Below are 17,529 nucleotides of genomic sequence, written 5' to 3'. Positions count from 1 at the left end.
CCCTCTCTCCTCGCGGTCATAGCATGCGGGTCGGGCGGCGCAAGCCCGCCCTCCTCGCCCAAGCCAGGGTCCAAGTTCAGGGCCCAAGTTCAGGGCCGGGGCCGGAACCACGCGGAAGGGGTTACGTGAAGGGGTTTGGGGGCGTTCGGCCGTGCGCGGAAGCGGGCGCGGCATCGGCCTCGCCGGATGTCTCAGGTGGTGCCTCGGGTCCAGCGGCACGATCGTCGAACAAGGCCGCCATGAGCGCCGCATCGAGCCGCCCAAGCTGGCCGCCGGGGCGGACGGTGGACGCGTTCTCGCGCGCCTCCGCCCGATCCTCTCCAACGGTGTCGTCACCACGCTCGGCCGCCGCGCGCTCGGCGATCTTCTGCTCGACCAGCGCCTCGATGCGCGCACGAGCCTCGCCATCCATCTCGGCCAGCTTATCGGGGGTCAGCCCCATCTCGGCCAAGATTCGCTCGCGCAATTCCTCGCGCTTGCGCGCCTGCATCTCCTCCAGCCATTGGCCGAAGCCAACATCGGCGATGCGCTCCGCCGCGCTTCCATCGCCACCCTGGCGCGGGTCGACTCCCGGCGATCTCGAACCGCTCGCGCTGGCGCCCGGGGAATGAGCGGTCGAGGAAAGAGGATCCATGATCATGTCCGAACCGGTGAGCCCATTGTGCAAAACCCGTCGAAGATCAGGCAAGCAAGTGCCGGGCCAACCGGGATAGGTAGCGGTGCCTCCACCCACTTTTTTCCGTGGCGCGTGGTTTTCCTGCCCGGGGCCGGTTTTAAGCTTTGACACCGAGGCGCGTTTTTGGCATTGCGCCGCGCATTGTCGGACAGTGGCCAATTGCGGCCTTGTTCGGGCGCTGGGTTTGGAGGATCGGATACGTGTCGAAACCGGAATGGGGTTTGAAGCGCACCTGCCTGTCTTGTGGCGCCAAGTTCTACGATATGCGGAACGATCCGATCGTCTGTCCGAAGTGCGAGACGGTCTTCGATCCGGAGGCGGCGACGAAGCTGAAGCGCAGCCGTCAAGCGCCGGAGGACAAGAGCAAGGCGAAGGTCAAGGAAGCCGAATCGGACGATAAGGACACGCTGGAGGATAGCGAGAACGACGACGACGATTCGGTTCTCGAGGATACCAGCGATCTGGACGATGACGGCGACGTGCCCGGTGTCGCCGGCGAGGATGACGACGACGACAGCTGACCGATACGCGCGAACGCGAATAGCGCTTGCGCGTGCCCGGTCGAGGGTTATATAGACGGCGCGTCCAATTCAGGAAGCCCTTCCGGGGCGGGACGCACCGCGATCAGGGGCCGTAGCTCAGCTGGGAGAGCGCTACACTGGCAGTGTAGAGGTCAGGGGTTCGATTCCCCTCGGCTCCACCACCGAAACCCCCGGGGAAACCCGGGGGTTTCGTCGTTCCGGACCCCGGCCCTCACCGCACCTGACGGTAGCGTTCGCGAATATAGGGCGCGATCAGGGCCAGCAAATCATCGGTGTCGAGGGACGGTGGGATGATTCCGGCGACGCCCTGCGTGCGGGCCATGGCGACATAGTCGATGGACTGCCCCGAACCGATCCCTCCCAACCGTCCCCTCCGAGATCCGGTCGGCGTCGCGGCCGGATCCGTTTCCATGGCGGGCAGGGCGAGCAGCACCCCGATCGCGCCGCCATCGGGCCGGGCGCGGACCAGACGCAGGATTTCAAAGATATCGGTTTCACCGAATTTCAGATCGGCGACCACCACCGCCAACTCGGGATGCCCGAGACCGCGCAGCAAGGAGGCGGTATCGTGAGCGGTGACGATGCGGGCGCCACCGAAATGCGCGCACGCGGCTTCCAGTCGCCGCTCGACGGCGGCGTCCCGCAGACCGCATAATATCGCCGCGCGCATCCCCTGCATGCCGACCTAAACCGTTGTTTATTTTCCACAAGCTAGTTGTATCAACCAAGGGTAACAAGTCCAGCAAATCATATGCATCCTATGCGGGATATTCCCTGGCCATTTCCGTGTCACCCAGCATATGGCCGCGCCCGATGAAAACCCGCCATGGCCACTGGAGGCGCCTCCTCGACAGGCGGGGCCGCATTCACGACTGACAGGGTGATCGACCCCTGATAGGGTCCGCGCCATGCGTACCCGGCCGCCGCCACCGGGGCAAATGAAGCAAGCGCGGCACGGTCCCGACATGCCGTCATCCGATCGTCATGGCCGGGCCGTTCGACCCGAATGAGAACCCGAGCAGGACGGGGGCAAATATGTCCAAGGTAAAGAACGCGCACCGCACCGACGGTGCCGAGAGCGGGGGCGGAGACGATCCGTTCCATATTCCGACCCATGCTGGCGGCGAGAAGATCGGCATCATGGTCTGCGGCCATGGCAGCCGGGACGAGGGCGCGGTCCGGGAATTCGAGGCGATCGCCGCGACGCTGAAGGCGCGCTGGCCGCATCTGCCGGTCGATTACGGCTTCCTGGAATTCGCGACGCCGATCATCCGCACCGGCCTCGACAATCTGCGCGCGGCGGGCGCGACGCGTATCTTGGCGGTGCCGGGCATGTTGTTCGCCGCCGGCCATGCCAAGAACGATATCCCCAGTGTCCTCAATACCTATGCCGCCCAGCATGGCGACGTCACGATCACCTATGGGCGCGAGCTGGCGGTCGACCTGAAGATGCTGAAGGCGGCCAGTGCCCGGGTGCAAGAGGCGGTCGACGCCGCCAACGAAAGCCACGGGGCGCTGGCGAACGAGGAGGTCTGCCTCGTCGTCATCGGCCGCGGCGCCTCCGACCCGGACGCCAATTCCAACGTCGCCAAGATGGCGCGCATGCTATGGGAGGGGATGGGATTCGGCTGGTGCGAGGTCGGCTATTCCGGCGTGACCTTCCCGCTGGTCCAGCCGACCCTGGAGCATACCGCGCGCCTCGGCTACAAGCGTGTGATCGTCTTTCCCTATTTCCTCTTCACCGGAATCCTGGTGCAGCGGATCTACGATCATGCCGACGCGGTGGCGGCGCGCCATCCCGACCTGCAAATCCTCAAGGCCGGCTATCTCAACGATCATCCGATGGTGATGGAGACCTTCGCGGAACGCGTGCGCGAGATCCTCGAAGGCACCAACATGATGAATTGCCAGATGTGCAAATACCGCGCCCAGGTCCTCGGCTTCGAGGACGAGGTGGGCCTCGCCCAGGAAAGCCATCACCATCACGTCGAGGGGATCGGCACCGGTCCGGGCCATGATCACGATCATGGGCATGAGCATGAGCACGACCATCACGAACACGGCCATCACCATGAGCATCACCATGGGCACGATCATGATGGGCACGGCCATGACCATCACCACCACCCCTATCCGCGCGCGGATCATCCGCACGGACCCCGGTCGATGACGGAAGGCGTGCGGATGCCCGGCGACCCCTCCGGCGCCGGGTGAGCACCGAAGCCGCTTTCCACCCGTCTCCCGCCCATCCGACAACCGCCCGACCGCCAGCCATGCGACGGACCATGACCGCGCCGCTCTTCGATCACTATATCGCCGTGGACTGGTCGGCAGCGTCCAGGCCGGTCCGGGGAAAGGATTCCATATGGATCGGCGTGGTGGATCGCGGCGCCGACGAGCGCGGGGAAGCCCGGGCCACGCTTTCGGTTCTGGAGAATCCGCCGACACGCGCGGCAGCGACACGGCGGTTGATCGCGCTGGCGGGGGAGCGTCTGGCGCGCGGCGGGCGGACCGTGATCGGCTTCGATTTCCCCTTCGGCTATCCGGCCGGGACGGCGGCGGCGCTGGGCCTCGCGGGCGGGCTGGAATGGCGTAAGCTCTGGGCGCGGATCGATGCGCTGTTGAGCGACGGGGAGAATAACGCCAATAATCGTTTCGATGTCGGATCGACCCTCAACGCCGCGATGACGGGGGAGGCCTTTCCCTTCTGGGGCTGCCCGGCGGGCCGGGAGGGGCCGACCCTGGCCGCGCGCGGCCGCCGGGCGCGGCGCGCGGGCGAACCGGCGGAGCGTCGCGCGACGGAACGGCGCGTGCCCAGCACCCAGCCGGTCTGGAAGCTGGCCTATGCCGGATCGGCCGGGGGTCAGGCGCTGACCGGCATTCCGCGCGTCTGGCAAATCCGCACCGACCCCGCGCTTGCCTTCGCGACACAGATCTGGCCGTTCGAAACCGGGCTGACCGACGCCCCGGCGGGCACGATCATCCTGGCGGAGCTTTATCCGAGCCTGGTCGCGCCGGAAGCGATCCCGGGGAAGCCGAAGGACGCCGGCCAGGTCGCCGCCGTCGCCAAGGCGCTCGCCGCGCGCGACGGGGAAGGCGCGCTCGCCCCGCTGTTCCTCGGCGATCCGGGGCTGGACGCGGCGGCCCGCGCGGATGTGGAGCGGGAGGAAGCCTGGATTCTGGGCGTCACGGACCGGCCCGCCCTGACCCCGGGCGATCCCGGCGCGGAAAGGGAAAACCACGCGGCATGACCCGATCCTTCGACTATATCCGCGACCCGCAGGCGATCTATGCGGAGAGTTTCCGCCGTATCCGGGCGGCCGCCGACCTCTCCGCCCTGCCCGAGGCGCTGCATCCGATGGCGCTCAGGCTGATCCATGCGGTCGGGCGACCGGAAATCGCCGCCGATCTGCGCTGGTCGGACGGGGCGCCGGCGGCGGGGCGCGCCGCGCTCGACGCCGGGGCGCCGGTGCTGTGCGACGCGAAAATGGTGGCGGCCGGGGTGATGCGTGCGCGCCTGCCGGGGGAGAACGACCTGATCTGCCTGATCGACGCGCCGGGCGTGGCGGGCCGGGCCGCGCGGCTGGGCACCACGCGCTCGGCCGCGCAGGTCGCGCTGTGGGAGCCTTGGCTGGCCGGCGCCGTGGTGGCCATCGGCAATGCGCCGACGGCGCTTTTCGCGCTGTTGGAGGCAGTCGCGGCCGGCGCGCCGAAACCCGCCCTGATCCTGGGCTTTCCCGTCGGTTTCGTCGGCGCGGCGGAATCCAAGGCGGCGCTGGTCGAGGCGGCCGCCGACCTCGGCCTCGCCCATATCACATTGACCGGGCGGGAAGGCGGCAGCGCGCTGGCGGCGGCGGCGGTCAACGCGCTGGCCGCCGGCAATCCGGAGGAGACACGGGCATGAGCGACGGGCCGGAACCTTCCCCACCCGCCCCCTGGCTCTCGATCGTCGGGATTGGAGAAGACGGGCTGGACGGGTTGGCGGCGGCGCCGCGCCAACTCGTTTCGGATGCGGAATTGGTTGTCGGCGGCGCGCGGCATCTGGCGATGCTGCCGGCGGATCACCCGGCGGAGCGCATGGGTTGGAAAAGCCCATTGTCCGAGACCGTCGCGGATATCCGCGCGGCGGCGGGGCGGCGGGTCTGCGTTTTGGCGACCGGCGATCCGATGAGCTACGGCATCGGCGTGACGCTGGGCCGGGTCTTCGGACATGCGGCGCTGTCGGTGCATCCGGTGGCCGGTGCCTTCGCCCTGGCGGCCGCGCGGCTCGGCTGGCCATTGGAGGAGGTGACGCGGCTGACGCTCCATGGCCGGCCGCTCTCGCTGCTCTCGCTTCATCTGCAGCCGGGGGCGCGGCTCCTCATCCTGTCGGAGGATGGCGACACCCCGGCCCGGGTGGCGGACGCGCTGCGCGTGGCCGGATGGGGGCCCAGCGCGATGACCGTCCTATCCCATCTGGGTGGCGCGGCCGAAAGCCGGGTCGAGGGCACGGCCGAAGGCTGGACCCACGACCGCCAACCGGACCTCAACACCATCGCGGTCGCCTTGTCGCCCGCGCCCGGAACGTCTTGGCAGCCGCGCGTGCCCGGCCTGCCGGACGCGGTCTTCCGCCATGACGGGCAGCTCACCAAGCGGGAGGTGCGCGCGGCCACCCTGGCGGCGCTGGCGCCGGCGCCGGGCGCGTTGCTGTGGGACGTGGGGGCGGGGTGCGGCTCCGTCGCGATCGAATGGATGCGCGCGGGCGGGCGCGCCGTCGCCATTGAGCGATCGGCGGAACGGCGGACCCTGATCGCGGAGAACGCGGCGCGCCTCGGCACCCCCACCCTGGCCATCCGGGCGGGGGAGGCGCCGGGGGCGCTCGACGATCCGGCGGGCGGGGACGAGCGCCCCGACGCCATCTTCATCGGCGGGGGGCTGACCACGCCGGGGCTGGTCGCGGCGTGCCGCGCGGCGCTCGCCCCCGACGGGCGGCTGGTGGCGAACGCCGTGACGCTGGAGGGGGAGGCCGCGCTGACCGCCCTCCACCGGGAGCAGGGGGGGGAGATGAGCCGGATCGCGGTCTCCCACCTGGTCCCGGTCGGACCCTATCACGGCTGGCGGCCGCTGATGCCGGTCACGCAGTATCACTGGACCAAGCCCCATGCGTAGGAATAGGAAGCGAAATCCGTCATGAGCGCGCGCGACAAGCCCGCCGGCACACTCTTCGGCCTTGGCGTCGGGCCCGGCGATCCGGAGCTGTTGACCCTGAAGGCCGCGCGCATCCTGCGCGAGGCGCCGGTGATCGCCTATCCCGCGCCGCTGGAGGGGGACTCCATGGCCCGGCGCATCGCCGCCCCGCACATCCCCGAGGGGCGGGAGGAAATCGCCATCCGCATGCCGATGGTGCCCGCGCGCTTCCCCGCCCAGGCCGTCTATGACGAGGCGGCGGAGACGATCGGCGCGCATCTGACGGCGGGTCGGGACGTCGCCGTGCTGTGCGAGGGCGATCCCTTCTTCTATGGCAGCTTCATGTATCTTTTCGCCCGGTTGGCCGAGCGATTCCGCACGGAGGTGGTGCCCGGCGTCTCCGCCCTGACCGCCACGGCGGCAGCGGCGCATGCCCCGCTGGCCGCGCGCAACGACGTACTCACGGTCCTGCCCGGCCCGCTGGAGGAAACGGCGCTGGTCGAATGCCTCGCCCGGGCGGAGGCCGTCGCCATCATCAAGGTCGGCCGCCATCTCGCCAAGGTGAAGCGGGCCTTGGCCGAAACCGGGCTGGCCGAGCATGCGCGCTATATCAGCCATGCCAGCATGGCGGAACAACGGGTCCTGCCGCTCGCCGATCTGGTGGAGGATACGGCGCCTTATTTCTCGATGATCCTCGCCCACCGGCGCGGAACAGTATGGTCGAAAACGCAATGATCGATGAATCGGACGATCCCGTCATCCTGGCCCTGACGGCGGGCGGTGAAGCGCTGGCCCATCGGCTCGTCGCCGCGCTGGGCGGCGGCACGGTGCATGGCCGGGTGGGCCGTGTCGGCCGCGCCGATTATCATTTCGATAAGACAACGAAATATCTGGCCGACCTGTTCCGGGAAGGCCGTCCGATCGTCGCGCTTTGCGCCGCCGGGATCGTGATCCGCGCGCTGGCCCCCCATCTCGGCGACAAGCGGGCGGAACCGCCGGTCCTGGCCCTGTCCGAGGATGGGGCGAGCGTGGTGCCGCTTCTGGGCGGGCATCGCGGCGCCAATCGGTTGGCCCGGCGCATCGCCGACCTGCTGGGCGGGCATGCCGCCGTGACGACGGCGGGGGAGGTGGCGCTGGGTCTCGCGCTCGACGATCCGCCGCCGGGTTGGCATGTCGCCAATCCGGAAGCCGCTAAGGATATCGCCGCCGCCCTGCTGGCGGGCGAATCGGTCCGCCTGACGCGCGCGGCGGGCCCGGGGGATTGGCCCATCCTGCCCGATGGCGGGACGACCGACGACGCCCCCTACCACATCGCGATCAGCGACCACCGCCCGGCGGAGGACGCATCCGCCACCCTGCACATCCATCCGCCCAGCCTTGCGATCGGCGTGGGGTGCGAGCGGCTGGCCCCGGCCCAGGGGTTGGTCGATCTGGCGCGCGAGACGCTGGCGGAGGCGGGACTCGCCGACGCCGCCGTCGCCGCCATCGGCAGCATCGATTTGAAGGCGGACGAACCCGCGATGGCGGCGCTTTCCCGGGCGCTGGATCGTCCATTGCGGCTTTTCCCGGCGGCGGCGCTGGAGGCGGAGACCCCACGCCTCGCCAATCCCTCCGAGACCGTCTTCCGCGAGGTCGGATGCCATGGGGTGGCGGAGGCCTCGGCCCTGGCGCTCGCCGGGCCCGGCGCATCGCTTGTTGTTCCGAAAGTGAAACGAGATGGCTACACCCTGGCCATCGCCCGCGCCGCCGACGGGATGGCCGTCGATCCGGCGCGCGGCCGGGCCCGTGGACATCTCAGCGTGGTCGGCATCGGCCCCGGCGACGCGGCATGGCGAACGGCGGAGGCGGTCTCGGCCCTGCGCCGGGCGGAGGTGGTGGTCGGCTATGGCCTTTATCTCGACCTCGCGCGCGATCTGATCGGCGGCAAGCCGACCCATGAAAGCGCGCTGGGCGCGGAAGAGGCACGGGCCGCCAAGGCATTGGCGCTGGCCGCGGAGGGACGGGACGTCGCGCTGGTCTGTTCCGGCGATCCGGGGATCTATGCGCTCGCCACCCTGGTGATGGAGCTGGTGGAGAAGAGCGGGAGCCGGGCGGAACGCGCCGTGGCCTTGACCGTCGTCCCCGGCATCAGCGCCTTCCAGGCGGCGGCCGCGCGCCTGGGCGCGCCGATGGGGCATGATTTCTGCCTGATCAGCCTTTCCGATCTGCTGACCCCGCGCGACACGATCATGCAACGGTTGGAAGCCGCCGCGACCGGGGATTTCGTCACCGCCTTCTACAATCCCCAGAGCCAGCGCCGCCGAACCCTTCTGCCGGAGGCGAAGCGCATCCTGGCCACCCACCGCCCGCCGGAGACCCCGGTCGCGATCTGCCGGTCCCTCGGCCGGCCGGAGGAGGCGATCGATCTCGTGACGCTCTCCGATTTCGATCCCGAAACGGTCGATATGCTGACCCTTGTCCTGATCGGCAACAGCCAGAGCCGCGCCTTCGATCAGGCGGGCACGCCACGCCTTTTCACGCCCCGGGGCTATGCGCGCAAACGGGGCGAGGCCAACCCTTGAAGGCAAGTCGTCCGGATCGGTCACCACGCCGCCTGGATTTTATCGTTACAAAGAGGATCGGAACGTCATGACCGTCCATTTCATCGGCGCCGGCCCCGGCGCCCCGGACCTGATTACCGTGCGCGGGCTAAAGCTGGTGCAGCGGTGCCCGGTCTGTCTCTATGCCGGCTCCCTCGTCCCGGCGGAGGTGGTGGCGGAGGCGCCGACGGGCGCGCGCGTGATCGACACGGCCCCCATGGACCTCGATGCCATCATGGCGGAAATCGAGGCCGCACATGATAAGGGCCAGGATGTCGCGCGCGTCCATTCCGGCGACCCGTCGCTTTATGGCGCGATCCAGGAGCAGATTCGGCGGCTGGAACCGCTGGGCATTCCCTATGCGATCTGCCCGGGCGTGCCGGCCTATGCCGGGATGGCCGCGTCGCTGGGGCAGGAGTTGACGCTGGCCGGCGTCTCGCAATCCATCGTGCTGACCCGCACGGCGGTGCGCGCCTCCGCCATGCCGAACCGGGAGGATCTGGCGACCTTCGCCGCCAGCGGCGCGACGCTGGCCATCCATCTCTCGGTCAACAATCTCGCCAAGCTGGTGCGGGAGTTGACGCCCTTCTACGGCGCGGACTGTCCGGTCGCCGTCGGCTATCGGGTCACCTGGCCGGACGAGATGATCCTGCGCGGCACGCTGGCCGATATCCGGGACAAGGTGAAGAAGACGGGCATCACCCGCACGGCATTGATCCTGGTCGGCCGGACGCTCGACCCCGACGGACTGTCGGCGGCGTTCGAGGATAGCCGCCTCTATGCCGCCGACCATCATCACGTGCTGCGACCGAAGGCGGAGTGAGGCGCCCGCCTATCCCTCCAGCTTGCGCAGCAGCGCCGCGATCTCCTCCCGATCCAGGTGTCGGATACGCTGGGCGAGGCGGTTGGCGAGCGCCGTCGCCTCCGGCGAGAGGCCGGCGGTATCGATGGTGACGCGCGGGTTGGAGAGGCGGGCGAGATCCTTGAGCGCCTCCGCCTCGTCCCAGATGACCCCGAAATAGGCGCAAATCTGGTCGAGGCGCGCGGGCGTCGGGCGCGGGCGCCTGCCATGCTCCAGCGCGGAGAGATAAGCCGCGGAAACACCGAGGGCCTCCGCCATCTCGCTCAAGGACGTGCCCCGCGCCTCCCGCATTTCGCGCAGCTTTCGGCCGAAGGGCGTCATCGGCGGTCACTCCCCGGACCCGCGCGATCCCGCCGACGCTTCAACAGGACATAGAGCGCGCCGTCCCCGCCATGTTCGGGCCGCGTCGTGTCGAAGGCGATGATGCGCTGGCGCAGCGGCGGCAGGTTCAGCCAATGCGGCACGCTTTCCTTCAGGATGCCGCGCCCCTTGCCCGTGACGACGACGACACAGCGCTTTCCGGCGGCCTCGGCGGCCAGGATGAAATCCATGAGCGCGGTCTGGGCCGCCTCCCGGCTCATCCCATGCAGGTCGAGCCGCCCGTCGATCGAAAGCTTGCCGCGTTTCAGGCGGCTGGCCGTGCGGCGGTCGAGGCCGGGGCTCTCCCCCGCCGATAGCGGGGGAGCCACCGCCCCCGCGCGCGGCGCGGCGCGGCCCTGGGCCGCGGCCTCGGCGGCGGCGCGCAGGATGCGTTCCCGCGCGACGGCCTGACGCTCCGCCCGCTTCGGGTCGGCGCGATGCTTGGGGGAAGGGGCTTCCTCATCCCCCTCGCCGTGATCATCGAGGCCGAGGGCGGCGCGGGGACGGTCGTGGAGCGGCTGGACCGTGGCGGTCACGGCGGCCCAGAGATCGCGATCCTCGTCCGATTTCCTCGATGCCATGGTCGGGGCCCTTCCGGCGGGTCGCGAATTCTCGGCCGATCGCCTCAAAGATCGTCCAGGATCAGGATATGCAGGCGAAGCGGTCCGTGCGCGCCGAGCTCGATCTTCTGCTCGATATCGCCGGTACGTGACGGGCCGGTGATCAGATTGACCGCGCGCGGCATGCTGCCGGCCTCCGCGTTGCGGGCGCGCAGATGCGTCCAGATATCCTCATAGGGGCCGACGATCCGGCTGCGGCGCAGCAGGACGATCTCCGTCTCGGGCAGGAAATTCAGCGTCGTCGGCGTCCCTGGACCCGAGACCAGGGCGAGCGTCCCCGTCTCCGCCGCGCCGACGAAGGCGGTGGAAAGGGAGACGGCATCCCCCCCGTCGCTGGGCCCGCGCGAGACGGTCAGGACGGGACGCCTGTCGAAGGGAATGGCGGCGAGGTCCGGGTGGTCGCCCGTGCGGACCGTCGCCGGAAGGTTCTCGGAGGCGAGATACTCCGCGATCGCGTCCGGCACGGCCTCCAGCGAATCCACCGTCGCGCAGGTGCAATTGGCGGCGAGCGCCTTCTCCATGAAGAGGCGGCCCAACTCTTCCGCCTCCCGGCCGCGCACCCGCGCGGGGATCAGGCCGCGCGGCGGCTCCTTCAGCCGGGCGTCGACCGCATCGCGCGCGCGGGCATCGTCCGTCCCTTCCGCGCGGCCGAGGGCACGGCGGACCTGGCCCATGATCTGGTCGCGCGCGCCGCTCATCGCGCCCCTCCCATCGCGTCCCAACGATCTTGGAAGGTGCGCCCCTCCGGCGCCGGAAGGTCGCGATGCCGGGTCCAGCCGTCGGCCAGCGGCAGTTTAGCGAGCCGCCCGCGCGCCCGGCCGAGCCGCCCCAGCAGCCCGACCGCGAGGCGCGTCGCCAAACGATAGAGCCGGGGCTTGGTCGCGACGAACCCCCAGATATCGAGGCCGAAGCGGGTCGCCGGCGGAGCCAGCCCCTGTTCATATTCCCGCGCCCGATAGTGCCGCATCATCTTCGGCAACGGAATATGCATCGGACAGACGGATTCGCACCGCCCGCAGAAGGTGGAGGCATTGGGAAGTTGCCCCCCCTGATCGACACCGATGAAGCTGGGGGTCAGCACCGCGCCCATCGGCCCGGGATAGACCCAGCCATAGGCATGCCCGCCGACCGCGCCATAGACCGGACAATGGTTCATGCAGGCACCGCAACGGATACAGCGCAGCATATCCTGGAATTCGGTGCCCAGCATGGCACTGCGTCCGTTGTCGAGCAGGATGACGTGATACGCTTCCGGCCCGTCGGGGTCGCCCTCCCGGCGCGGACCGGTGGAAAAGGTCGTGTAGGCGGTGAATTCCTGACCCGTGGCCGAGCGCGCGAGGACGCGCAGGATCGCGGCCGCGTCGTCCAGCGTCGGCACCACCTTCTCCAGCGAGGCGATGACCACATGGATCTTCGGCAGGGTCTGGGTCAGGTCGCCATTGCCTTCATTGGTGACGATGACGCTGGTCCCGGTCTCCGCGATCAGGAAGTTGGCGCCGGTGATGCCGACATCGCTTTCGAGATATTTCCGGCGCAGCACCTGGCGCGCCTCGGAAATAAGCTCGCGCGGTTCGTTCAGCGGCCGGGCCTTGTCGAACTGCACATGATGCAGGCGAAAATCGTCGGCCACCTGTTCCTTCAGAACATGGATGGCGGGCGCGATGATATGGCTCGGCGCTTCCCTGCGAAGCTGGATGATATATTCGCCGAGATCGGTCTCGACCACCTCCAGCCCGTCTTCCTCCAACGCGTCGTTTAGGGCGATCTCCTCCGAGATCATGCTCTTGCCCTTGGTGACCGTGCGGGCGCCGACGGACCGGCAGATTTCCTGTATCCGCTCGCGCGCCTCGGCCGCGTTGCGCGCCCAATGCACATGGCCGCCATTGGCGGTCACATTCGCCTCGAACCGCTCCAGATAGAGGTCGAGATGTTCGATCGTGTGGTTCTTGATGTCGCGCGCCTGATCGCGCAGCGCGTCGAATTCCGGCAGGTCGGCGCGCGCCCTGGCCCGGCGCTCGACGAAACCGGCCTTCATCTTGGTCAGCGCCTGCTGAAGCTGGGGATCGTCCAGCGCCTCGCGGGCGTTCTGCTTGAAGCGCGTGCTGGTGGCCTGCATCGCCGTTACCGCCCCTTTCCGTCGGCGGGCACCGTACCGGCGGCGTCGAGGGCGCGCGCGCCCTCGGCCTCCGCCCGGCCGATGCCAGGGCCGTTCGCCATGCCGGCCAGCACCTCCGCCACGTGATAGACGCGGACCGATGCGTCCATGCGCGTCAGCTTGCCCGCCATGTTCATCAGGCAGCCCATATCGCCCGCCAGCAGCGCATCCGCCCCGGTGGCCACGATGTCCTCGGCCTTGTCGCCCACCATCTTGTTGGAGATATCGGGATATTTGACGCAGAAGGTGCCGCCGAAACCGCAGCAGATTTCCGCCGACGGCAATTCGTCGAGCCTGATACCCTCCACCGCCGAGAGCAGGGCGCGCGGCTGCTGCTTGATGTCGAGTTCGCGCAGGCCCGAGCAACTGTCGTGATAGGTGACGGTGCCGTCGAAGCGCGCCTCGATCCGGTCCAGCGGCATCTCCATGATATCGGTCAGGAAGCTGACGAGCTCATAGGAGCGTTTGGCGAGCGCGCTCGCCTTCAGATGAAGCTCCGGCTCGTCCTCGAACAGGGCCGGATAATGTTCCCGGATCATCCCGGCGCAGGACCCGGACGGCGCGACGAGATAATCCACATCCTCGAACGCCTCGATCACGCCGCGCGCGACCCGGCGCGCGTGAGAATTGTCGCCGGAATTATAGGCGGGCTGACCGCAACAGGTCTGGGCGCGCGGCACCACCACCATCGCCCCCGCCGCCTCCAGCAGCTTGACCGCGGCGAAGCCCACATTGGGCCGGAACAGATCGACGAGACAGGTGACGAAAAGGCCGACCTTCGGCGCATCGGGAGGAAAGTCTGTCGGGCGGGTCATCGGGGCCGGTCCTGCTTCGGCTGATGGAAATACTGACTGCCACCTAGCATGGTCGGCGTCCGGCGGCAAAGCAACAGGACGTCGGTCAGCTTGACGGCGCGGCGCGGCGCCGGGTCGCGGCGGCCTCCGGCAGAAGAAGATAGTAAGCACCCCGGCTGCGCATGCGCCCGGCCTCGGCCAACGCGGCGTCGCCGTGTCCCCAGAAGTAATCCCCACGCACGGCGCCCTTGATGGCCCCGCCGGTATCCTGCGCGACCATCAGCCGGCGCAGCGGCGCGTCGCTCTCCCCTGGCCGGGTCGTATCCAGCCAGACCGGCAGGCCGAGCGGGATCAACCCGCGATCCACCGCCAGCGAACGGCCGGGTGTCAACGGCACGCCCTGCGCGCCGATGGGCCCGTCCGGTTGACCGGGGCCGGTGCGTGCCGGCACCTCCCGGAAGAAGACGAAGCGCGGATTCTCCGCGAAGAGGGCGCGTGCCTTCTCCGGATTCTCCGTGATCCAGCCGCGAATGCCGTCCCAACTGGCGGCATGGGGCGCCAGATCCCCGCGTTCGATCAATACCCGACCGATCGATCGATAGGGGCGCCCGTTATGCCCGGCGAAGCCGACGCGCACGACCTCCCCGTCCGGCAGGATCACCCGGCCGGAGCCCTGCACCTGCAACAGGAAGACATCGACCGGATCGTCGATCCAGAGCAATTCCAGATCGCGTTCGGCGAGATATCCCCCCTCGATCGCGCCCCGGTCGGGATAGGGCACGAACCGGCCGCCCTCGACCCGGCCGACGATTCGCTCCCCGGCGAGATCGTCCGAGAAACGGCCAAGATCGGCCACGATCAAATCCTCGGGCAAACCGTAGATCGGGGTGTCGTAGGTATCGGTCCGCATCCGCGAACCCATCAGTTCGGCTTCGAAATAACCGGTGAAGAGGCCCTCCGCCCCCTCGGGGCCAAGCACGCGGTAGGGCACGAAATGATCCTGGAAGAAATGCCGCACGGCCCCGGCATCCGCGCCCGGACCGGGGGCGGTGTCGGGCAACCCGGCGCAGGCCGTGGCGAAATCGCCCGCGGTGAGCGCGATCGCCTCCGTGCCGATGGCGCGGTCCTCGGGCTGGCCGTCGACCCGGGCGCAACTCGCACGCAGCGCCATCAGGGCACCTTCGAAATCCTCCGCGCGCCAGCCGGGCAAGTCCTCGAACCCGACCCGTTCCAGGCGCAGCGGCGGTACCGCCGCGCCCGGGGCGCCCGTCTGTCCGCCCGCCGACTGCTCGCCCCGCTTATCGGTGGAATCGCCGCACCCCCCGAGCGCGAGGACGAGCGCAAGGGCGAGCGGCACCGCCCCAAAGGCCCAAGTGGCACGCGGTCCGGAAGAAACGAGGCGGGAAAGACGCATTATTCGACCCGATCAAATATCCGGCAAGGACCCGATACGGAAGGGAGGGGAGCGCCCCTTGATCCCATCCCTACTTCCGCGTCCGCGATCCGATCAGGTTGCGTCGGAAGGACCGCCGGTGGATTTCCCGCCGGCCGTGCCTTGCGCGTCGTCATCGCCGGACTCCTCGTCCGGGCTGCTGGTCTCCGCCAGCTCCCAATTCGGATCACGCGACTTCACGTTTCGCTGGAAGGTCCAGATATCGGTCACCGTGACGACCTCGCTCGGATCGCCGGCGATCACGCGGCCCTCGCTGTCATAGGTGACATTGATCTGCTGGCTGACGAACTCGACGGTGACGCTCGCGGTGCTGCCTTGCATGCCGGCCTCGACGATCTCGGCGCTGTCGATACCGTAGAGCGTGTCCTCCATCCGCTGTCCCGCCTTCTCGCGCTCGCGGATGGCGCCGGCGAAATTCTCGTAGACCTCCTTGGAAAGGAGCTGCTTCAGCGTCTTGCCCTCGCCTTCGGCGAAGGCCTGCACGATCATTTCAAACGCCTGACGCGCACCGTCGAGGAACCCGTCCGGATCGAAATCCGGATCGGCGACCTTGATCTGGGTTAAGCCGGAGCCGGCCTTGCCGGTGAATTCGTCCGAGGAATCCCTTGCGCCGTCCGCACGCTCCGGCTGGCGGGCACCCGGCATGCGGATGACATTCTCGTCCTCGGCATCCTCGCGCTCCCCGCTGCGGTCGCGCGCGCCCTCGGACTGCCGGTCCCGGAACAGGTCCGTCGGCTTCTGGTGGCCCGTGCGCTTGCCCAGGACACTGCCCAACCGAAAGATCAGGAACAGCGCCAGCGCCGCGAACAAAATCAGATCAAGAGGGAATCCGCCGCCCATCGAAAGGCCTCTTATCCGTCGGTCGGCGCCCTTCGCATGGGCTCGCCGACATGTCCGTCCGGCCCCCGAACGGGCCCGAACACCGGCCCGACCTTGCCGCGCGCGGCCGGACTGCCTACCTTCGACCCGTTGAACCACGCCACCGAACACCGAGCCTATTGACCCGAGAGACATAGGCTTTCAGCCCGAAAAGAGCAAGATGCCCCTCCTCCTCCTTCTCTTCATCGCGGTCCCGATCGCCGAAATCGCCCTCTTCATCGAAGTCGGCGACTGGATCGGGCTCTGGCCCACCATCGCGACCATCCTGGTGACCGCCCTGATCGGCACGACGCTGGTGCGCCAACAAGGCCTTGCCGCGCTGGAGCGGGCCCGCACGGCGCTCGCCGAGGACCGGCTGCCGGTAGCGGAGGTGCTGACCGGCGCCTGCCTTCTGGTGGCCGGCGCGCTGCTGCTGACACCCGGTTTCCTGACGGACGCAATCGGACTCACGCTGCTGATCCCCCCACTGCGCAACGCGATCGGCCGCGCCGTCGCCGGCTATGCGGCGCGCAACGGCCGCTTCACCGTCCATACGACCGGTGGAGGCCATCCCGGCGGGATGGGTGGCCATCCGGGGGGCGGCCCCGGCCCGCGCCGGGGGCGCGGCGGCGCGCCCATCATCGAGGGCGATTATGTCGAGGTCGATCCGGACTCCCCCGATCCAGGAGACCCGCCCCATGACGGCGGACACACCGATCCGGATCGCGGGTCCGGCCGATGATCCTGGTCCGGCACGGGGAGAGCGAATTCAACGTCCGTTTCGCCAAGACACGCACCGACCCGGGATTGCGCGATCCCGGCCTGACGGCGCGTGGACGCACGCAGATCGCTGAGGCGGCCGGCTTTATCGCCGACATGCCCGCGGCGGAACGGCCCGCGCGCATCGTCACCTCCCCCTATACCCGCGCGCTTCAATCGGCGGAAATCCTGGCGGCGCATCTGACCTTGCCGGTCGAGGTCGATGTCCAGGTGCGCGAGCATGCGCATTTCACCTGCGATATCGGCACGGCGCGCAGCGCGCTCGCCCGCGCCTGGCCGGCCATCGTCTTCGACCATCTGGAGGAGGAATGGTGGCCGGATCATGAGGATGCGGAGTCCGTCTCCCGCCGCGCCGCCGGATTTCGCGGGTTCGCCGCCGACCTGCCCGACTGGCCGCGCACGCTGGTCGTCAGCCACTGGGGATTCATCCGGGGTCTGACACGCCTGGAAGTACCGAACGCCGCCGTCATACGATTCGACCCGATGGCGCCCCATCCCCGGGGCGGCGCCCTGTTGCGTCCAGTGCCCGCGCCCGATCAGAGCAGCGCACCGGGCGCGGACTTCGAACGGACGCGCGGGCAATATTTGCCAGCCCCGCCCGCCCATGCTACCCGACCGGCCGGATCGTCCTGACCCGCATCGGACCCGCCCGCAGCAAACCCGTCGGAGACACGGATTACACTC

The 17,529-nt window shown here is 69.1% G+C and carries 19 protein-coding genes and 1 tRNA gene; 11 read left to right on the top strand and 9 right to left on the bottom strand.

The window, feature by feature from the left end; genetic code table 11:
• Nucleotides 1-121: 121 nt before the first annotated feature.
• Nucleotides 122-640 (bottom strand): hypothetical protein, encoded by a 519-nt coding sequence (locus KAJ83_RS14300; RefSeq protein ID WP_210682755.1) that lies wholly within the window; start codon nucleotides 638-640, stop codon nucleotides 122-124.
• A 236-nt stretch (nucleotides 641-876) separates the two neighbouring features.
• Between KAJ83_RS14300 and KAJ83_RS14295 the strand changes: the two genes are divergently transcribed.
• Both KAJ83_RS14295 and KAJ83_RS14290 read left to right on the top strand, forming a co-directional pair.
• On the top strand, nucleotides 877-1,197 hold the full coding sequence (locus KAJ83_RS14295) for a TIGR02300 family protein (RefSeq protein ID WP_210682754.1): 321 nt from the start codon (nucleotides 877-879) through the stop codon (nucleotides 1,195-1,197).
• 106 nt (nucleotides 1,198-1,303) lie between these two features.
• Nucleotides 1,304-1,379 (top strand) — tRNA-Ala (locus KAJ83_RS14290).
• 50 nt (nucleotides 1,380-1,429) lie between these two features.
• On the opposite strand, the gene KAJ83_RS14285 is transcribed toward KAJ83_RS14290, so the two are convergent.
• A complete protein-coding gene (locus tag KAJ83_RS14285) occupies nucleotides 1,430-1,897 on the bottom strand; it encodes a hypothetical protein (protein WP_210682753.1) in 468 nt (155 codons plus the stop codon).
• Between the two features lie 356 nt (nucleotides 1,898-2,253).
• Between KAJ83_RS14285 and KAJ83_RS14280 the strand changes: the two genes are divergently transcribed.
• From KAJ83_RS14280 to cobM, 7 genes are all read left to right on the top strand, one after another.
• Nucleotides 2,254-3,432, top strand: a complete 1,179-nt coding sequence (locus KAJ83_RS14280) for a sirohydrochlorin chelatase (protein ID WP_343222014.1) — start codon at nucleotides 2,254-2,256, stop codon at nucleotides 3,430-3,432.
• Between the two features lie 71 nt (nucleotides 3,433-3,503).
• Nucleotides 3,504-4,469, top strand: a complete 966-nt coding sequence (locus KAJ83_RS14275; RefSeq protein ID WP_210682752.1) for a hypothetical protein — start codon at nucleotides 3,504-3,506, stop codon at nucleotides 4,467-4,469.
• Nucleotides 4,466-5,122 carry a precorrin-8X methylmutase gene (locus KAJ83_RS14270; RefSeq protein ID WP_210682751.1) on the top strand — a complete coding sequence of 219 codons (657 nt, stop codon included), beginning with the start codon at nucleotides 4,466-4,468 and terminating at the stop codon, nucleotides 5,120-5,122. The genes KAJ83_RS14275 and KAJ83_RS14270 overlap by 4 nt, the downstream gene beginning before the upstream one ends.
• Nucleotides 5,119-6,366: a precorrin-6y C5,15-methyltransferase (decarboxylating) subunit CbiE gene (cbiE, locus tag KAJ83_RS14265; protein WP_210682750.1), complete on the top strand. Its 1,248-nt coding sequence runs from the start codon at nucleotides 5,119-5,121 to the stop codon at nucleotides 6,364-6,366. Before KAJ83_RS14270 ends, cbiE begins: the two co-directional genes overlap by 4 nt.
• Before the next feature lie 21 nt (nucleotides 6,367-6,387).
• On the top strand, nucleotides 6,388-7,119 hold the full coding sequence (gene cobI / locus KAJ83_RS14260; RefSeq protein WP_210682749.1) for a precorrin-2 C(20)-methyltransferase: 732 nt from the start codon (nucleotides 6,388-6,390) through the stop codon (nucleotides 7,117-7,119).
• Nucleotides 7,116-8,945 (top strand): precorrin-3B C(17)-methyltransferase, encoded by a 1,830-nt coding sequence (gene cobJ, locus KAJ83_RS14255; RefSeq protein ID WP_210682748.1) that lies wholly within the window; start codon nucleotides 7,116-7,118, stop codon nucleotides 8,943-8,945. Before cobI ends, cobJ begins: the two co-directional genes overlap by 4 nt.
• A 67-nt stretch (nucleotides 8,946-9,012) precedes the next feature.
• Entirely contained in the window at nucleotides 9,013-9,786 is a 774-nt protein-coding gene (gene cobM / locus KAJ83_RS14250) for a precorrin-4 C(11)-methyltransferase (protein ID WP_210682747.1), read from the top strand.
• A 9-nt stretch (nucleotides 9,787-9,795) separates the two neighbouring features.
• Here the strand turns inward: cobM and KAJ83_RS14245 are convergent, their stop codons facing one another.
• The 7 genes from KAJ83_RS14245 to KAJ83_RS14215 all read right to left on the bottom strand — a co-directional run bounded on the left by KAJ83_RS14245 (nucleotide 9,796) and on the right by KAJ83_RS14215 (nucleotide 16,047).
• Complete coding sequence (locus KAJ83_RS14245) at nucleotides 9,796-10,146, bottom strand: helix-turn-helix domain-containing protein (RefSeq protein ID WP_210682746.1); 351 nt, start codon at nucleotides 10,144-10,146, stop codon at nucleotides 9,796-9,798.
• Complete coding sequence (locus KAJ83_RS14240) at nucleotides 10,143-10,766, bottom strand: Smr/MutS family protein (protein WP_210682745.1); 624 nt, start codon at nucleotides 10,764-10,766, stop codon at nucleotides 10,143-10,145. Before KAJ83_RS14240 ends, KAJ83_RS14245 begins: the two co-directional genes overlap by 4 nt.
• A gap of 44 nt (nucleotides 10,767-10,810) precedes the next feature.
• Nucleotides 10,811-11,503 carry a LutC/YkgG family protein gene (locus KAJ83_RS14235; protein ID WP_210682744.1) on the bottom strand — a complete coding sequence of 231 codons (693 nt, stop codon included), beginning with the start codon at nucleotides 11,501-11,503 and terminating at the stop codon, nucleotides 10,811-10,813.
• Nucleotides 11,500-12,921, bottom strand: coding sequence for a LutB/LldF family L-lactate oxidation iron-sulfur protein (locus KAJ83_RS14230; protein ID WP_210682743.1), 1,422 nt, complete (start codon nucleotides 12,919-12,921; stop codon nucleotides 11,500-11,502). Before KAJ83_RS14230 ends, KAJ83_RS14235 begins: the two co-directional genes overlap by 4 nt.
• Before the next feature lie 5 nt (nucleotides 12,922-12,926).
• Complete coding sequence (locus KAJ83_RS14225) at nucleotides 12,927-13,775, bottom strand: (Fe-S)-binding protein (RefSeq protein ID WP_210682742.1); 849 nt, start codon at nucleotides 13,773-13,775, stop codon at nucleotides 12,927-12,929.
• 85 nt (nucleotides 13,776-13,860) lie between these two features.
• Nucleotides 13,861-15,111 carry a murein transglycosylase A gene (gene mltA, locus KAJ83_RS14220; protein WP_343222013.1) on the bottom strand — a complete coding sequence of 417 codons (1,251 nt, stop codon included), beginning with the start codon at nucleotides 15,109-15,111 and terminating at the stop codon, nucleotides 13,861-13,863.
• A gap of 150 nt (nucleotides 15,112-15,261) precedes the next feature.
• A complete protein-coding gene (locus tag KAJ83_RS14215; RefSeq protein ID WP_210682740.1) occupies nucleotides 15,262-16,047 on the bottom strand; it encodes a Tim44/TimA family putative adaptor protein in 786 nt (261 codons plus the stop codon).
• A gap of 199 nt (nucleotides 16,048-16,246) precedes the next feature.
• Between KAJ83_RS14215 and KAJ83_RS14210 the strand changes: the two genes are divergently transcribed.
• Both KAJ83_RS14210 and KAJ83_RS14205 read left to right on the top strand, forming a co-directional pair.
• Nucleotides 16,247-16,807 (top strand): FxsA family protein, encoded by a 561-nt coding sequence (locus KAJ83_RS14210; RefSeq protein WP_210682739.1) that lies wholly within the window; start codon nucleotides 16,247-16,249, stop codon nucleotides 16,805-16,807.
• Nucleotides 16,804-17,478, top strand: coding sequence for a histidine phosphatase family protein (locus KAJ83_RS14205; RefSeq protein WP_210682738.1), 675 nt, complete (start codon nucleotides 16,804-16,806; stop codon nucleotides 17,476-17,478). Before KAJ83_RS14210 ends, KAJ83_RS14205 begins: the two co-directional genes overlap by 4 nt.
• Nucleotides 17,479-17,529: the final 51 nt, after the last annotated feature.

The sequence above is a fragment of the Marivibrio halodurans genome, from assembly GCF_017963645.1.
Classification (GTDB): Bacteria; Pseudomonadota; Alphaproteobacteria; order UBA8366; family Aestuariispiraceae; genus Marivibrio; species Marivibrio halodurans.
This window is presented reverse-complemented; position numbering and strand designations above follow the sequence as displayed.